General features: G+C 65.0%; 9 protein-coding genes. 2 read left to right on the top strand and 7 right to left on the bottom strand.

Translation table 11 applies throughout. The annotated features are described in order from the left end of the window. Positions 1-20: 20 nt before the first annotated feature. From AWC17_RS18090 to AWC17_RS18100, 3 genes are read right to left on the bottom strand one after another with little or no spacing between them, the layout of a single operon-like run. Positions 21-4,133, bottom strand: coding sequence for an Eco57I restriction-modification methylase domain-containing protein (locus tag AWC17_RS18090; RefSeq protein WP_046182383.1), 4,113 nt, complete (start codon positions 4,131-4,133; stop codon positions 21-23). Continuing rightward, positions 4,130-7,009, bottom strand: coding sequence for a helicase-related protein (locus AWC17_RS18095; protein ID WP_046182384.1), 2,880 nt, complete (start codon positions 7,007-7,009; stop codon positions 4,130-4,132). Before AWC17_RS18095 ends, AWC17_RS18090 begins: the two co-directional genes overlap by 4 nt. Beyond that, positions 7,006-12,144, bottom strand: a complete 5,139-nt coding sequence (locus AWC17_RS18100) for a DEAD/DEAH box helicase (protein ID WP_085164921.1) — start codon at positions 12,142-12,144, stop codon at positions 7,006-7,008. The genes AWC17_RS18095 and AWC17_RS18100 overlap by 4 nt, the downstream gene beginning before the upstream one ends. Before the next feature lie 64 nt (positions 12,145-12,208). Between AWC17_RS18100 and AWC17_RS33880 the strand changes: the two genes are divergently transcribed. Next, positions 12,209-12,343: a hypothetical protein gene (locus AWC17_RS33880; protein ID WP_264055729.1), complete on the top strand. Its 135-nt coding sequence runs from the start codon at positions 12,209-12,211 to the stop codon at positions 12,341-12,343. A gap of 109 nt (positions 12,344-12,452) precedes the next feature. On the opposite strand, the gene AWC17_RS33100 is transcribed toward AWC17_RS33880, so the two are convergent. Further along, on the bottom strand, positions 12,453-13,115 hold the full coding sequence (locus AWC17_RS33100; RefSeq protein WP_197083347.1) for a hypothetical protein: 663 nt from the start codon (positions 13,113-13,115) through the stop codon (positions 12,453-12,455). Next, positions 13,105-14,355, bottom strand: coding sequence for a hypothetical protein (locus AWC17_RS18110; RefSeq protein ID WP_141224675.1), 1,251 nt, complete (start codon positions 14,353-14,355; stop codon positions 13,105-13,107). Before AWC17_RS18110 ends, AWC17_RS33100 begins: the two co-directional genes overlap by 11 nt. 157 nt (positions 14,356-14,512) lie before the next feature. Here AWC17_RS18110 and AWC17_RS18115 point away from each other — a divergent pair, with 157 nt between their 5' ends. After that, positions 14,513-15,031, top strand: a complete 519-nt coding sequence (locus tag AWC17_RS18115; RefSeq protein ID WP_231588360.1) for a hypothetical protein — start codon at positions 14,513-14,515, stop codon at positions 15,029-15,031. Here AWC17_RS18115 and AWC17_RS18120 read toward each other — a convergent pair. Beyond that, positions 15,028-15,366, bottom strand: coding sequence for a helix-turn-helix domain-containing protein (locus AWC17_RS18120; protein WP_046182386.1), 339 nt, complete (start codon positions 15,364-15,366; stop codon positions 15,028-15,030). The two genes, AWC17_RS18115 and AWC17_RS18120, sit on opposite strands and share 4 nt — an antisense overlap. 359 nt (positions 15,367-15,725) lie before the next feature. After that, a complete protein-coding gene (locus AWC17_RS18125; protein WP_046182390.1) occupies positions 15,726-17,006 on the bottom strand; it encodes an alpha/beta hydrolase family protein in 1,281 nt (426 codons plus the stop codon). Positions 17,007-17,460: the final 454 nt, after the last annotated feature.

The following is a 17,460-nucleotide window of genomic DNA, read 5'->3' on the forward strand; positions in this document are numbered from 1 at the left end:
CGGTGTCGTGCTTACGGGTTTCACGCATGATGTCGCGGCCCTTGTCCTGCAGGGATGTCGGCGAGCGGTTTCCAGCCCTTGCCGCCGTTGGCGATCGCCTCAGCCATGCGGTCATAGGCCGCCAGGACAAGGCGTTTGGTGCGGTACTCGCCGAAGTCGCGTTCGTCGTACTTGCGAACGATGGGGAAGGAATCCAGCACGTGTTCTGATTCGTCGCGGTCCAGGCCGTAGATGTGGAGGAAGCCGGCGTCGAGATCGGCGCGTAGTAGGGCTCGGCGGTCGGGATCCCAACGGAATGGCTTACCGTCGTCGCCGAGATCACGCGAGTATGGACGTACGCGATACGACGTGTAGGACAGTTCGAGGATGTAGGGCTTGATCCAATTATCGAGCTGCTCGCTATGGCGCCAGGGGGCGGGACTGTTGAACTGCTTGGGTATCGGGCATGCGAGCTGCTTGACCATGAAGTATTTCAAGGACGTGCCACTCATCTTCTGGCGCGAGACGTAGTCGAATATCAGGCTGGACCAGACGGCGTGCAGGCGGGTAGCGGCCGTGGCCTCACTCGGAAGAGCGAGGAGGAACTTGTCGCCGACGGCAGATGCTGGCAGTACGGCGGGCACGAAGGTACGTACCTTCTCGGTGCCAGTTATATCACGCCACCCGAGTAGCCAGTTTGCGTCCCATCGGTCATCGAGCTTTGCAGCAACTACCGTTTTCTCGACCCAGTAGCGGGCCAGGGCCTCAAGGTTCGGATCATCGTGTTCTTCGTCAGAGACTCGCGGCAGGGTCTGCATTCTAAGTTGGGCTGGCGTCGCCTTGCGGTATGTAGAGAATCGATGGTCGAAGTGCCACAGCATTTTTCCCTCGTACAGCGGCACGTACTCCTTATTGCCGCGTTTGTAGGACCAGCCGTCGAATTTCGCATCGGCGAGGTCTTCGGCGGTGTGAAACAACCCGGAGTCCGAGGCCATGTTGAACAGACCTTGGCTGAACGAGAGGGCCCAGGGATTGCCGTCCGGATCATTGTCGCGGATGAGGATCGGGTGTCGTGAGTAGATGCCGAGCGTGATGTCGGCGTCGTTGCGGCTGCGGAACATCGGCAACGTTCCGGTGTTCGGATTGAGCGCCAGAACTTCCTTGGCCGCTAGTTGGAATCGTTTGTCGGCAACGTCCGAGACGTGCCGGTTGAGGAAGGCGAACTTGGTGCGGCCGACCTCGCGTAGAGTTCCGGTCATCGTCGTGATTGCGAACCGGTACGCATGGTGGACATCACGGAAGATTCTTGCTTCGTTGTCGAAGTCATAAAACGCATACAGCCGGTGGTTGCTGAGGGTGTCAGCGAAGAATGGTGCAGTTGTGTTGTCGGTGGCGAGGCCTGTCGGTGTGATGATGCCGGCCTGTCCCTGTGGACTCAGGATGGTTCGCATGGTCTCGGCAAACACGCTGTACGTGTTGATCTTTCCTTGCGCTGTCAACGGATAGCGCCCGCCACGTACCAGATGATTAGTCGCGTCAGAGCGTCGCCGTGCATCGTTATATAGCCTGAATACGTCTGGGTCTGATGACTCGAGTTTGGCGATCATCTTTTTCCGCGCACTCGCGTTCGAGGCGTTCTCGATGTCGACCCGACCGAGATTGCCGAAGAACTGCTTATCCTCAAGTTGTAGCGATTCCCACGGCGGGTTGCCCAGGACGCACGAGAAGCCACCCGTCCACCCAGTGCTGGCTTCGGCGCTCCCGTCGTCGGGCACGGTGAAGATGCCGGGAAACTCCAAGTGCCAGTGGAAGAACCGATACTGGCGGGCCAGCGCATTGATCTGGGTGACGATGGTGTCGGGCACCGACTCCGGGGTTTCGGAAAGTGCCCGAAGGGTGGCATGGGTGATGCCCTGGCCGGATGTAGTCGCCCCGGTCTTGGGCTGCACGAACGCCGCGCACCACGCGTCGGCCACCAGTTTTGCGGCCACCAAATCGGGATCGGCTTCCAGGCGTCGCCATGCGTCGGCCCGGGCCCGCAGGGCGACCACCGAAGCGACGGTTCCGGTGTCGGCTTCACGGGCCGCCTTGGTGAACTGGCTGGTTTCGACGTTGAGGGTTTCGGGGCCGAAGCTCAGCGTCAGCTGATCCTGGTCGGCTTGGCGCTCGGACTTGTTGCGGGCCTTGAGCTTAGATGTCCACGTCTTATCGTCATCACCCAGCGCCGCGAATGCCGCGTCGGGAATGTTGTGCCGCAACAACTCCGGGGTGGTGCCTAGCAGTGCATTGCCGACCCGGAAGTGCGCGTCGAGGAACGGGAACGGGCGGTCGGCATCGAAGGCTTCCAGCCACAGAGCCACCTTGGCGATCTCGATGGCCAGATCGTTGAGGTCCACCCCGTAGACGCAGCGTTCGATGACATCGGCGGTGGCTGCCCGCAGTGCAGCGGGCGTTGGTTCGGTCTCTTCGGTGCGCACGGTGGCCAGCGCGGCGGCGATCCGGCGAGCGGCGGCGACGACGAAATGACCACTGCCGCAGGCCGGATCGACCACCGTGAGATCCAGCAGCGCCTGTTCGGGATCGGATTCCCGAATGGCCTCGTCGATCAACGGGTTCAGCGCCTCGTCCAGCACCAGCGCGATCAAATCCGAGGGAGTGTAATACGAGCCGGACTTCTTGCGGTCGTCGCCGGTGGAGACTTCGAGGGTGAACGCCCGCTCGTCGGCGTGGTAGCGCGGTGTGTAAGCGAGTAGCCCCTCGTACATGCCGCCGAGTTCTTCGCTGTCGAGGTTGCGGTAGTCGACCGGGCGCGGCAACCCGGTGACCGGGTCATCGATCTGGGCCAGCGCCCGCACTGCGGCGAGCAAGGCCCGGTTGGGCAGCTTGGCGCCGTCGAGGATGCTCAGCGCGTCCCGCGAAAAGAGGCTGGCGCCAAGCCCACTCAGCCCCAGCGCGGGCAGTCCGTCGGCGGCGAGTGCGTCGGTGACGATCTGATGCGCCTCCCACAGGTCGGTGTGCCAGCCGCCGATCGGTGCGGCGGCCAGCCGGCGTAACCGTGCGGTGGAGAAGTAGTCCGCATACAGGGTGCGGGCGCTTGCGGGGACCTCGGAGCGGTGCAGCAGATCGCGGTCCTCGACCACAAACAGCACAATCAGCCGGTAGGCGATGCGCAGCAGAGCGCGCTGCAGGTCGCGGTCGGCGTCGGTGGCGGCGGCCAGCGTCTCGCGCAGGGCAGCGTTCGCCGGGTGCGCGACGAACCCGGTGCCGAGTTCCTGCAGCGCGACCGCGATGCCGTGTTGCAGGTTCAGCAGGGCGCGGGCGCCGTCGTCGATGGCTGTGGTGCGCCAGCGTTCCAGCCAGCAGTTGTCGAGTTTGGGTTCGGCCTGCTCGACTTCGGCTTCCTCACCGGACTCCTCGCTGTCGGCTTCGGTTTTGGAGGCTTTGGCGGCCTTGTCGTCCAGGCGGGGCGCGAACCGGCTGGCGTGGACGGTCAGGAACAGGATGCGGAAGTCGGAGTAGAGCTGGTCGGTGAAGATCGCGTCGAGGTCGAATTCGACGAAGGACTGCCGGGTGAGGCTGGAGGCGTCGCGCAGCAGCCGCAGCTGATGTCCGTTGGACACGACCGACCACAGCGCGTGGTCTTCCCGGTTGAGGTAGTCCTGCACCATGGCCTGCGGCGCCCGGGCGGTCACCCCCGCGGTTTTGGTGTCCAGGTCGATGCCGGCGCCCACCAGGTGCAGCGGCACCCAGGCGGCGGCGTTCGCGGCGTCCGGCCACGCGACGCGGTGCGAGATGGGGAAGTGCGGCGCCTCGGTCTCCCCGAGGCCTGGCGCCACGGCCAGGCCGCCGCTGACGACATCGGGCCGGCCCCAGCCCAGTTCGTAGAGCAGGGGCAGCAGCCACTTGTCCCTAGTGAGTTTGGTGGCGGCGTCACCTTCGGGTAGCCGCTCCAGCGCGGTGCGCCAGGCGCGGTGCGCGGCGAGCATGGCTTCCCACGCGCGGGCGATGGCACCGTTGACCGCCATTCCCGGTGACAGCTGGTAGGCCTCGGCGGTTTGGCCGGGCATGCGTAGTTCGATGGCCCGCGGGACCGCTTCGGCGGGCAGCGCGGTGCCGACCGCGCGGACGGCCCGGAAGACGGTCAGCGCGCTCATCGGGCACCCGCTTCCGGCAGGAACACGTAGATGCCGAGGACGTCGGCCGGTGGCAGGAACCGCACGGTGGGTGCGCGTCCACCGGCCTTGGAGGCGCTGCGTACCGCCTGGTGCTCGGCCACAAGGTCCTTCGCCGCGTCCGTACCGGCGGTGGTCAGGTGCTGGGCGAGCGCGTCCACGCGCCCCAGCGCTCGGCCCAACTGCATTCGGGCCAGCGCGTCGTCGACGTTGCCCGACGGCGTCATGGACAGCAGCGCGTCGACCTCGGCCTGCGGTAACCAGGTCAGGGTGTCGCCGCTCGCGGTGAATGCGAGGAACTTGGCTTCCTCGGCGACCTGCGTGACGGTGCCGGCCGAGCCGGGAATGGTGATCTCCAGCCGGTGGCGCACCATGAGCAAGGTGGTCACCTTGGTGACCTCTCGGGTGCGCATCACGCCGGCGCGGCGCGCGGGCCGGGATGCCGGGTCGAGCCGGGAGTCGAGGGCTGCGTCGAGGACGTAGCGCGACAGTGCGTCGACGGTGGCGTCGGTGCGGGTGAGCACGCTGTGTCCGGCCGGGACGGGCAGTGAGCGGTGGAAGTGCAGTCGCCCGTTCTTGGTGGGCGGGAGTTGATCGCGCACCGCGGCAGGAAGCGCGGTGATGATCGCGGTGAACCCGTCGTCGGTGTCGCTGACCGGAGCACCCATAATGGATAGCGCTGTGCGGGTGAAGGTTTCGACATCAGCCGGCCCGCCGAGGGCGCGGCGCACCTCGGCTAGCGCGCGTTCGACGCTGTCGGGTTTGAGTCCGGCCTGCCTGAACCGGGTACGCGACGCTTTCTCCCGTTCGGCCGCGTTGATCCATTCGACCTCCACTTGTTCGGCCAGGGACTTGGAGGTGGCATCGGCGAAGTCGAGGGTCAGCTGTTCGGCTTGCTTGCCGCGCAATAGCAGCGACTCCCAGATCGCCTTCATCACGGTGGCGGAGTCGACCGGGATCGGCACGGAGACGCCGATGCTGCGTTTGATGTTCTCGTGGCGGCGGATGAGGACCTGCAGCACGATGCCGTCGATGCCGTTGTCCTCGCCGTAGTACGTCACGGTGCGCACGGTGGGGGCTTGCTGGCCGAATCGGTCGACGCGACCTTCGCGTTGTTCGTGGCGGGTGGGGTTCCACGCCAGGTCGTAGTGCACGACCGCGCTGAAGCCGTCCTGCAGGTTGATGCCCTCCGACAGGCAGTCGGTCGCGATCAGCAGGCGGGGCCCGTCGTGGGCGCTGAGGGTATCGACGCGGGATTCGCGTTCCTCCGGAGGGAGAGTTCCGGTCACCGCGTCGATCTTGAGGTCCTTGACCTTCGACAAGGCGGAACTCAGGTGTTCTGCGAGATAGTCGGCGGTGGGGATGTACCGGCAGAAGACGATGGGGTGGTAGCCATCGTCGAGGAGTTCCTTGAGCAGCGGGATGAGTCGTTTGAGCTTCGCATCGGACCGCGGGCCCTTCAGCGCCGCCGCAGCAGACGCCAACTCGCGCAGCCGCTTTCGGCTCTTGGTGTCAGGCGTGTCGGACTCACCGGTGTCGGCGCCGACGGTGACGTCCTCGGCTTCCAGCGTGTCGTCCAGATCGGTGTCCAGCACCCGGGATTCGGCATAGGCGTCCACCTCACGCTCGTCGTCGGCGGCTGCGACCGCCGAACGGTTGAGCAGGGTCTGTTCGGCTGCGGCCGGGCTGGAGGCCAGGCACCGCAGCAGCGCGATCGCCGACCACCACCGGACGCGTTGCCGCACCGCGCTGAGCTTGGGGTCGGCGACCTGCTGGCGGACGTAGTCCATCACGTCGTCGAACAGTTGGCGGTATCCCGCGGTGAGTTTGTATGCGGTCTCGGTGGTTTCGCGATCGGGGAACGGGGTGTCCTCCCGAAACTCCCCGCGAAGGTACTCGCGGATGTCGGCGCGCTGGCGCTGGATCATGAACTTGGCCAGCAGTTTGCGGTCGTCTTCGCGATCGCGGCCAGACAGATCTGCCGGCAGGTCACCCAGGCGGTCGTCGAGCAGGCCGATCAGCGACTGCCAGGCGCTGTCGTCGCCGCTGTGCGGAGTCGCAGTCAGCAGCAGCAGGTGGCGCTGCTGGTCGTCGGCGAGCTTGCGCAGCAACGCATATCTCAGATGCGCCTGGGAGGACTTGCCGACGCCAGCGGATGCCACGCAGGTATGCGCCTCGTCGACAATCACCAATTCCGGGCAGTGCAAGGCGAATTCGTCACGGCGCGACTTCTGCTTGATGAAATCCGTAGAGATCACCAGATACGGGTAGTGCTGGTAGACGTTGGATCCGAACGGGACACCACGCGTCAACCGGTTGACCGTGGACGGCAACAGAAGTTGCGCGTCGATACCGAACTTATGCCGGAGCTCGCCCTGCCATTGCGGGGCCAGCTGGGGCGAGCACAACACCGCCAACCGCTGCGATTCCCCGGTGGCCAGCAGCTCGGCGGCGATGAGTCCCGCCTCGACCGTCTTGCCGATACCGACGCCGTCGGCGATCAGCAGCCGGGTGACATCCTGGTTGGCCGCCATCATCAGCGGAACCAGCTGGTAGTTGCGGGGCGCGACGGCCAGGCGCGCAAATGAACGGAACGGGCCGCCGCTGGCGCGAAACGAGAGCCTGAGCGCGTCGCGAAGCAGACGGGCCCGGCCGGCGTCCCCGCGGTCGTCGACCGTCGGCGGTTCGAATGTGGCTGCCGCGAAGTCGTCGATCTCGGGCAGCAGCACGGTGGTCTCGTGCTCGTGACCCCCGAGCGGGCGCACCAGCAGGGTGCCGGCAGGGGAGCCGGGGAGAACGAGCCAGTCCCGGCCGCGGGCATTGACCAGGCTGCCGGCGGGATAGTCGACCGTCGTCATGCGTTCGCCTTCGCTTTGCCGAACACACCGCTGTGTTCGGCAATGGTCTTGAGCCAGTTGGTGTCTGCGCCGTCATGATGGAAGCGCAGCACCAGCCACCCCGCCTCATCCTCGAGCTTCATGCGTGCCTGCTCGTCTTTCTCCTGCTGATGTGCGGTGTTGTGCACAGGGCCGTCGACAAAAATTGCCACGTCCATACCGTCGGTGTGGTAAGCGAAATCAGGCCGAACGTAATAGCCGTCGACGATCTTCTGGGCATCGTCGGGGAGCCGGAAGCCGTGCTGTTCCAACAGGACGAGGAACTGCTTCTCCAGCTCACTGTCACAGGCCTTGGTCAGGCGTTCGAGTTGTGCCGCCCGCTCCTCACCGCCGGCTCCGACCGCCACATTGGATGCGGCAAGTCGTCGGAGCAGGTCGACGACGCGGTGGCGGTCCAGGTGCTGGTGATCCCACTGGTTGCTGTATGACAGCAGGCAGTCGTAGCAGGCCTGTGCACAGTCCTCGATCGCATGCGGTGCGCGATGGAGGTCTTCGCCGGTGTCGGGGTCGAAGTGCACAATTTCCAGCGCTTTTCGTGCCACCTGGGTGAGCTGGCCGTCTTCGGTGGCAAGTCGACGCAGCACGCCGGCGCCGCCCTCGGCGGCTTCGAAGAACAACAGCCGCGACCAGGCGTGGTCACCGGTATTGCTGGGAAGTGCTTCCACCGCAAGTTCGGAGCCTTCCAACTGGTAGACGGCCTCGATGCCACGTTTGAGCGCATACATTGCGGCCATCCGTTGATCCGTACCGATCGATGGGTCCAGATGCAGCAGCAGCGCGTTGCGGTGGTCCTCGACGTGGGGGATCACTCGCTGGTACCGCGGGGCCTCACCGTGCACGTTCTTGGCCAGGTCTGCCTCTTTGCACCAGCGCCCCTCCACGGTGTCCAGCACGTACCCGCGGATGTCTTTGTTCTTGCGGCGGCGCAAACCGACGTTCATCCGGCGGATCAGCGCGGTGTCGCCGTAGGTCATAGTGCCGAGCTCTTGTCCGCCTTCGGTGATCGTGCTGGTGAGTTGCCCGGCCCGAACTCCATGCGGGACAAAGCGAATGGTCGTGACGATCTCATGCCCGGCGCGCTGGCGTTCCTCTTCGTCGGCGCTGATCCGGTCGCGGCGACGAGTCTTGACCGACAGCAGTCGCATCAAGTTGGCCATCGTGGCATCCGGCGCGAACGGCGCACCGCAGTGCTGGCAGAGGTCGGCGTCGGTGGACTCATGGAGGTACCCGCAGGCGCTGCACCGCTTGATCTCGGTGATGTTGACACCAGTGCCGTCGTCACGCGCGGGCAGGCTGACGCGGTTGACTTCGTAACGCGCCCCCTCGTGGTAAATGAACGCACCGGGGCCGAACTCGCTGATCGCCATGAACCGGGGCCGCTGGATGAACTCTCCTTCGCCGCCGCTGCGGGTGCGCCGTTCCGCCGGAATGAACGCCGATAGCGGCAGCCGTGGGAAGGAATAGCCGGGCAGAAAGCCTTCCGAGGCGAAATAGCGGTAGGTGTAGAAATCACCCTGAAGCACATCGTCGACCTGGCCCTTGAGGAGGTCGAGAGCAGCACGCGCCTCTGAAATACGGCCGCGGGCACGTTGTTTCGAACTTTCAGATGCGCCAATGGTTTTCAGCGTCGTGTTGGCCTGGTCCAGCTCCGTCTGCGCCTCGTTGTACAGGCCACGCCAGCGGTCCGCGGCGTGGTTGAACCGAGTCGGCGCCTGATCGACGGTGTTAGCGATCCAGGTCTCCGTCCACCATGGGGCGGAGGTCACTTCGGTGGTAGCCGTCAAGACTTCGGTGATCGCGGCGATGGCGGCGCTGCGACTCGACGGGGACTCGATCGTCGTGAGTACCTCGGTGCGCAAAGGCTGGCCGGGTTGGTCGATCTCCAGCAGGTCGACCATGCTGGCTTTGAGGTCCAGGCCGCATTTCACCAGCCAGATCGAGTGGGCGTGGGCGCGCACCAGATCCTGGTTGCCCAGTTCCAACCGTGGCGGGGCGACCGCTCCGGCGACCATGTCCTGACTTCGCCGGAAGTAGTAGGCGTCGTGCGCATTGCCGGTAGCGCAGTACGTCAGGGCGATGGCCGGTTGACCCGAGCGGCCGGCACGTCCCGAACGCTGCGCATAGTTGGCGGGGGTGGGTGGGACATTGCGCATGCCAACGACGTTGAGGCTCTTGATGTCGACGCCGAGTTCCATCGTGGGGGAGCAGTACAGCACCGGAAGCCGGGCCTCGCTGAACTCCTGTTCCCGCTTCTGACGTTTGGAAGGCTCGACCTGAGCGGTGTGTTCGCGGGCCTCCAAGCCGACGAGCTTCTTCGCGGTTTCGGCGTAGAGCGCACGGAAGTACGGGTTCACCCTGCCCTCCGACTGATTACTGCGGATGGGGTCGGGCGCACGATGCTCGCCCGTGCCTGGATACCACGCAATAAGGTCGGCACGTAGCTGATAGCCCGTGGGCCGCTTGGGAACCGGAACGCGCACCAAGATCCCGGCACCGGCCATCACGTCCATCAGGCTCTCGATGATCACCTGCGCGTCCGCCGTCTTGAGCGCATGCTGGAAGCCGGGGAAGCGATTGGGGCGTCGCAGCCAACGTCCGTACGCACCCAACCCGGACAGGTAGAGGTCGGCGCCGATCCCAGCCACGCCCTTCGGTCGGCCGCCGGGGTAGGCCAGGCCGCTGTAGGTGCCGGCGTCATCGGAGATGGCCCACGGGTCCTTCAGCCACTCCTTGCTGGCGCGCCGGACGGCATCGAACTTCTCGTCGGTGAGGAACTCGGTGTCAATGCAGAGGTTTCGGCGCAGCTCGTCGAGAAGGACATGCATCACGTCTCGTCTCGTCTCGGCACTGGCGCTTGCCAATGGTTCTCCGCAGCTTGACCATTTGTCGTTGTGGGCGGCGAGTTCGTCGACACCCTCGTAGGCCAGGCGCAGCTGTCCGGTCTGTTCCAGGTTGGGCATGGTGATACGCCAGCCACGTTTGAGATCGGCCCACAAGCGATAGGTGACGACGTCGCGCAGCGCGCGGGCGATCTTCTTGCGCGGGATGTGCTCGTCGGCGGTTTCTTCGTCGCGGGCGAAGAACTTCAGGCTCTTCCCGCTGAGCGCCTTCACCACTTCGGGTCCGAGGTTCTCGTCGGTGAGTGGTTCTCCGGGGTTCTGTTCCTGATAGTCGGCGGCGGCGCGGTACAGGGCTGAGCGGATCAGCCCCACCAACACGAAGTCGTTGAAGTGACCGGCCTGCAGGCTCGCATCTTGGCGGTTATCGCTGAACGCCAGGAACTTTCGTGCCTCGTCGTCGAGGTCGGACTCGCCTCTGAGGGCTCTGACAATTGACTGCGAGAGAACCGTCACCGCACTCGCGCGACCTTCGGTGCCAAGACTGGCGACGCGGGAGAACTGAGACTGGCGGGTGCTCTCGTAGCTCGTCTTGCACGATGGGCAGAATTCGAGCCGCTCGAAGAACGCCACCGGCATACCGTCATCGGTGATGGTGCCGAATTCGTCGACGCGTAATGAGTTGGGCAGCTTCGGGATACGAGCTTTGTCGAGAACCTGTCCCGACCCGCTGGACACCACCCAGTCCTCGGGGACGAGTTCGAACAATGCAGGGTCGTGGGGGTCGGGCCATGGTTTCTCCGTCAGGAGCAACAGACCGTCGGCGTCGGGATGTTCGACAAGATCGGAATTCGGGATGCGGGGGCTGAAACTTTCGCCGCCGCGCTCCAGGTTCACGACGAGAAAGTCCTGGCCGCACTCGCGACAGAACGCCAGTGGGAACAGCGGCTGCCCCGCGGGCCGGTTGGGCGCGCTGCGCTGATACTGGGTGGTGAGGAAGCGCGTCGCCGGGGGTTCCAGGGTGGTGTAGACAGTGTCGCCCTTGCCGATGAACTGATGCAGCTTGAACGCGAACAGCGAACGGCGTTGCGAGTCGCGGGTCCGCGAGCCGGCGAGCAGTAGCTCCTGCAGTTTCTCCCGGCAGACCTCCTCGTCCACGCCGGTGTCGTCGTGCAGTTTCGTGGCGGCATCGCTGAGCTTGGACGGCGGGCGTCGGGCCAGTTTGCCCTCATCGTCGGTATGCAGACCGAAGTGCTGTTCGATCCAGACGGCCAGCGGATCGGCCCTGAGTTCTTCCCACTCTGCCGGCGCCTGTGCTGCCAGCCGTGTCGTCAGCGCGGCCGTGTCTGCCTGGCCCGTCGTCGCACGTCCTAGGGTTTCCCCGACGATGTTGGCTGCGGCAATCTCGACGCCGAAGATCCTTGTCGCCAGTTCGGCGACCTGCTGACGCTGCTCGGCCTTGGTGCCGGGACCGGCGAGCGTCGCACTGGTCCCGATGCACTGGATGTCATTCGACTTGACGGCGCCGCGCAACCGGCGGACCAGCATCGCCACATCGGCGCCCTGTCGGCCGCGATAGGTATGCAGCTCGTCGAGAACCAGAAATGACAGATTCTCTGCGCTGCTGATGAGGTTCTTGCGCTCCTTCGGGCGGGTGAGCATCAGTTCCAACATGACGTAGTTGGTCAGCAGGATGTCCGGGGGAGCAGCGAGGGTCTTCTCGCGTTCCTCCCTGTTCTCCTGCCCCGTGTACCGCGCGAAGCTGACCTTGGGGTTCGTCTTCCCGAGGAACTTCTCCAGCTCCTTGAGCTGGCTGTTGGCCAGAGCATTCATTGGATAGACGATGATGGCCCGCACGCCCTTGCCCGAGCCCTCGCGCAGCACCCGATCGACGATCGGCACGATGTATGCCATCGACTTGCCCGAGCCGGTGCCGGTGGTGAGTACGTAGGACTCGCGGCGGTTAGCGATCTCGAAGGCGTCGGTCTGATGGCGATGGAAGGTGATCGCTTTTCCGGTCGGGTCTCTGAAGATGTTGGTCGCCTCGGGATCGAGAACACCTTTTCCGACCAGTTCGCCCACTGTCCCGCCGGACTCGAACGCCGGATTCAGCGCGAGCCACGGCTTCGGCCAGAGCAGGCCGTCGGAGATCTCCTTTTCGACCTTGCTGCGGATCTGGTCGTCCTTGATTTCCAGGAAGCCCTTGACGAAGTTCTCGTAGTCGCCCAAGACCTGGTTCAGGACACCGAACGCGTCCATGCGGCGCCCCCTTTCGCGTACGTCAAGCACCAAACCAAGCTGACGTTACTTTGCGGGACCGACGGTGACGGAGATTGTCGCGCGGGCGGCCGACTTTGACCCGTCAAACGAAGCGGCGGCCGTCTACGACGCCGGCCGGATGAACAACGGACGGTGGAACCTCACCCTCTCCTCGACCAGTCGCGTGGCGTGGAGCTGATGATGATCGTCCGAAGTTCGTCAAGTGTCATGGTTCCCTCCCAAAGTGCAGCGGTGCCGCCGGTGTTCGTGCAGCGTGGCGACAGGGTAGGCGCCGCCACCGACAGCTCTTACGGATTCGGGGAGGGACTGCTGGCGACACCAGTGCCGTTCACCCGGGACCACAACACCTGCTGGACCGTGAGTCCATCTGCGGGCGAGGGCTGCGCCGGTACCAGGATTCCCCGCGGGCCGCGCTTCGCGATCATCTCCGCGGGCGGTGCCAGGGACTTCTCCCACAACGCGTCCCGCAACGCCTTGGCATGCTTGCGGAACTCCACCACGAGCGGCGAATCGTCGGCCGGCCCACCCGACGGCGACACAAAGACTCGGATTGAATCGAGCTCATCGGGGTCATCGTCGAGGAAATCCGCGCAGACAGTGACGGTCTCAAGGTCCCGGGACAGGCGATGTGCGACGTGATCGTGGCGCCACCCCATGAGAGTTTCGTGGAACTCGACGCCTCGCTCACCTCTTGCGGCGCGCAGCAGATCCTCATGGGCGATCTTGCGTCGCTTCTCGCTGACCGCCATCCGTCCGTAGCTGACAATCGCAGACTCCCACAGCGCGCGCCGATGGAACACATTGGTCGCGACGTCGGGGACCTCCGACCTCGCGGCGAGGACCATGTCGACGTGGATCAGGTCCGCCCACAGTGAGGCCCACTTCCCAATCCTGTTCGCGTCGGGCTCGGCGAGCTTCATCCTCCGGACTCGGTACGTCTTATCCGTCATGGACGGATGAGTCCTCAGTCGGTTGGGTATCCACGGGTTCGGGCACCACCACCGGGATCACAGCCAACTCGATCCGCCGCCCGGCGTCCTCGGCGGTGAAGACGTATTCGGCCCGCCGGCTCGGGTCGGAGTCTTCCGCGGTGAGTAGGTGGCGCGGGTGCTCGCGAACCGCGGCTTGGAGTCGATCGATGATCTCGCTTGGTGTCGACCGCTTGATGAACACAATCAACGCCGCCTTGGTGTCACGCCACACCAGGTAGCTCAGCAGCTGGTCGAGTGCGGCAGTCGCTTTCTTCGCACCGCCCCACACCTTGCATTCGGCGATGAAGACGTTGCGGCCGTTCTCTCGGATGAGGATGTCGGTCTTGCCCTCGCCGTTGAACAGCTCACCTCCTGCAGCCCCCTGCCAGTACCCGTTCAGTGTTCCGAGCAGCAGATCCCGCAAAGTCTCCTCCCCGAGTGCGCGGATCGGGGGTGTGCACGTGCGTTCCAGTGACCGTGCCCAGTTCTCGACGACGTCAAGGATGTCCTGATAGATCGCTTTGTCGAGCACGGGCTCGGGCGTGAACTCCGCCGAAACTCGGCGCAGTTGTAGAGGCACCTGCCTGCGCAGGGCCGGCACAGGAGGCCGCTGCACGCCCGTAGGCGTGATCGGGATGTTCAGTGCGGAGCTGATCCGCCGGTTCTCGATGATCCGTGCACGTCGCGCCTCAGCAGCCTGCTTCAGCTCTCGCTCCACGGCCGTGCGATTGAGTGCCACGTCGTGGTTCGCCCACGTGATCCGTCTGTCGACGTCCTCGCGCACCTCCGCCATCTGCCTCTCCACGAACTCCGTGGATAGCTCGGTCGCTTCGATTTCGAGCTGGATACTGTCATCCCTAACGATCCCGCGGTCGGGCGACAGTGTGAACTGCGACGCCTGCCGCCGGAGTATCTCCGCGCTGCCCGTCAGCGGCCACGAGATGGTCATCCGGCTGCCCGGGATGCGGTAGTTGCGACGCTCCCCGAACTCCATGGTTGTTCGTTCGATCGTCGTTTCCTGCACCGGGGTTCCGGCGACGGCGGTCCAATCGACCGAGACGGGTTCGGGCATATGCCGCGCGAGAAGGCCGTGCACCAGCACGTCGATGTTCTCGCTCAGCAAGGTGTCGGGGTCGAGATGTTCGAGTTCGTCGAATGCGGTCCGAGCGCTCCGTCCGAGTAGCTCGGCCAGCTGCTGCCCGCGCATGAAACCATTCATCGGTCGCTCCTTCACCCACTGGTGGCGAGCCGAGTTTATTCTTCGGAGCCGACAGCTCACGGTGTTGACGCGGGCGGGTCGGCGCCCATAGGCCTCAGGCCGGACGCGACCCCGCTCACGCACGTGGCCGTCGATGACACCGTGATGAGATGAACCTGTGAGTCGTAACAAACCACCTCGGGACACCGCCCCAAAGCTGGAGCCCCTGTCGTCAGACGCCGCGCACGAGGTGGCTTTCTTCAAGCAACACCGCGACGACGACGCGGCGCAGAGCTCACCCGGTTTGAACGCGCTGCTGGGGTTCCCCATGAACGTGCGGGCACGTCTCCTCGCGACCCTCGCCGCCGTGGCCAAGGCGCCGCCGAAACGGTTCGCCGGCGGCGGGCAGTGGGAGGCGATGCACGGAGACATGACCGGCTACTTCGAAGCGCGCGTTACCTCGAAGACCCCAAATGGGAAGTGGCACTTCCGGTTGTTCTGCCTTCTCGACTACGACGAGGCAGGGAAGACCTCGCCGCTCCTCACTGTGATCGACGGCGCTGCGAAGCCGTACCAGACGACCTTGCCCGACTCGCGCTACGCGGAGGTCCGCGAACTGGGCAACGAGTACCTCGCGCGAAATCCGAGGTCGCTCGCCACCGCGGAAGATGTCCGGGTCGCGATGGGAGCGAGCTAGGCGCAGGCCCGCATGGGTTTGGTGATCCGGGTACGCTCGTCCTCCGACATCGGTGTGAGCGTCACCTTCATGCCCAGCGCCGCTGCGACCTCGGCGATGGTGCTGAGCGTCGGGTTCACTGACTCGGATGACAGGAGGCGCCGCACTGTGCTCGGATCGGAGCCGATCGCGCGGGCCAGTGCCGCCTTACTCAGCTTCTCCGTGCCCCGCGCCTCGTCGAGGGCGTTGATGATGGAATCGATCGCCTCGATCCGTGCCGACTCGGCGGCGTACGCGCGGGCGAACTCGGGGTCGCGACCCTCAAGTTCAAGCAACGTGTTGAACACGTCGTTCATGGCGATCACCTCCTTCGGCCGTGTAGCGGGATGTAGATACCGTAACATAAATGCCACGGTCGAGGTAGGGGCTTCAGGGTCGTCGAGCGCCCTCATGCGGCAGAGCCGACTTAGCGACTCCAGGCCCTGCGAGGGACCAGCTTGGGACCACACGTCATGCGCGATGGTGAACGACCTGCGCGTCTGCAAACGTTACACACTCCGATCCAGGCTGCCGCAGGTCCTGTGACCTGCGCAAACGCGCTACCGCTATTTACTGGGGGTCAAGTGGTCGCAGGTTCAAATCCTGTCAGCCCGACCAGAGTTCTCGAAGGTCAGCGAGAGTTTCCAAGGAACGGATGGTCGGCGCGGCGGCTGCATCAGCGTTTGCGCCGTATCCGTGACGGGTCAACAAGCCCCGACTGCACGAGCGCATCCTGGACGAACCGCTGCACCGACCGCGACCGGAAAAACCCGGTGTGGCCGCCTTTGTACCAGACGATCTCGGGTCTGCCCCAGTGTTCCCACAGCCTGCTCACCTGCTCGCGTGGGTGCACGAGCCTGTCGGCGACGCCTGCGTAGATGAAGCGGCCCTGCATGGGCACCCGGGGAGTGAGCGCAAGCGGCGAGACCATCCGACCGATCGGCTTCGCCATCGTCAGTACTTGACGGCGCGGATCGTTGTGGCTGAGGCCGGCGTGGCGGCCGAGCAGGTCGACCAGATCGACGACCGGGACACCGAGAATCGCACAGGTGAGGCCATCGTCGAGGCTGGCGACCAGCGACGCGATGTAACCCCCGAGGGACATGCCGTTCACCCCGATCTTCGAATCAGGCTCCTGCGACCGGATCCAGGACAGCAGGCGCCGAATGTCCCACACCGCCTGAGCCGCAGCGTGCACGTTGTCGAGCAGGTTCCCACCAGGAAACACTGCGCCCTTCGGAAGCCCGCGCGCACGAGGGCCGTGCATGGGAAGGACGGGAAGCACGATGTTCAGGCCGAGATCTTCGTGCAGCTGCCAGGCCCTGAACAAGGTGAGGTCGAGGGCGGCCCGGCCCATCTGCGCGCCGTGCACACACACCAGCCACGGCCTTGGCTCGCGGTGTCGAAGCATCAACGCATACACCCGGTCGTTGGCGGTATAGCCCAGCCACCGTTCCCGGCCCGGTTCGCCGGCATGCGGCTCGTACCTGCTGTCGAAGGACATGCGCTGGTAGCTTCGGCCTCGGCTGTTCACGGGCCTGACGGTGACATCGGTCAACGGCGGGGGCGTCGCGAAGAACCCTTCGGGGTTCTCCAGCCACCCCTTCTGCCCATACAGCTCAAGAGCCGCGATCACGTTACGTTTCACTCGCGCAACTGCATCCGGGTCCGAGCTGACCGGCCGGACCGACCGGAGACCCACCAGCACGATCTCGTCGAAGAACGCTTGCGTCGCAAGCGCAAGGGTGGGCCGTGCGACCGGAAGCTCATCTGGCTGACGGTCGAGATAATGACGCCAGGACTGAGCGTAGAAGCCGCCGGTCCGCGTGAACGGCCTGAGCGCATTCTGGACCGGACCGGCTCGGCGCGGCCGATGGTAGGGGACGCCAAGTTGTCGCCCTTTGTCGGCATCGTCTGCCGAGGCAGCCGAGGTACCTGGCTGCTCGATGTCCTCCATATGACCGCTACCTCCCCGGATACGTTCGGGCCGCGAAGTCGAAGAGTTCGAGGATTCCTCCGCCTGTTGAGCGTGTCGCCTAGTGGCGTCGGCGGCATCGGCCCCGCTATGACGCTAGGAACCCATCAGTGGGCCGGATAGAGACTTAGGTCCCGGTGAAGCTCGGCCGCGTTCGTCAGAGGGGGTGAAGCGGATCTCGTTCTAAGAACCGGTCTCCACCTGCCGCACTCTGAGGCCCCGGCATGGCGCGCCGTTAGTCAGTCGCCTGCATGGGTCATGCCGGCAGGCGGAGGAATCATGGCCGACACGAGAAGACTCCCGCCATGCTGCTCGACGAGTTGGCCCCCTTGGACCCCAACAGCGGCGTGAGGTGGCCGCGGTGGCGTCCCAGGAGCGGTGTAAAAGTGGTCTGACATAGGTTCCGCTCGCTTGCGTTGATGATCCTATGCGGTGG

The sequence above is a fragment of the Mycobacterium nebraskense genome (assembly GCF_002102255.1).
GTDB lineage: Bacteria > Actinomycetota > Actinomycetes > Mycobacteriales > Mycobacteriaceae > Mycobacterium > Mycobacterium nebraskense.

Coding starts and splice junctions, on each gene's coding strand:
- AWC17_RS18095 (WP_046182384.1), bottom strand. CDS start 7,009: ATGACGACGGTCGACTATCCCGCCGGCAGCCTGGTCAATGCCCGCGGC.
- AWC17_RS33100 (WP_197083347.1), bottom strand. CDS start 13,115: ATGACGGATAAGACGTACCGAGTCCGGAGGATGAAGCTCGCCGAGCCC.
- AWC17_RS18110 (WP_141224675.1), bottom strand. CDS start 14,355: ATGAATGGTTTCATGCGCGGGCAGCAGCTGGCCGAGCTACTCGGACGG.
- AWC17_RS18100 (WP_085164921.1), bottom strand. CDS start 12,144: ATGGACGCGTTCGGTGTCCTGAACCAGGTCTTGGGCGACTACGAGAAC.
- AWC17_RS18090 (WP_046182383.1), bottom strand. CDS start 4,133: ATGAGCGCGCTGACCGTCTTCCGGGCCGTCCGCGCGGTCGGCACCGCG.
- AWC17_RS18120 (WP_046182386.1), bottom strand. CDS start 15,366: ATGAACGACGTGTTCAACACGTTGCTTGAACTTGAGGGTCGCGACCCC.
- AWC17_RS18125 (WP_046182390.1), bottom strand. CDS start 17,006: ATGGAGGACATCGAGCAGCCAGGTACCTCGGCTGCCTCGGCAGACGAT.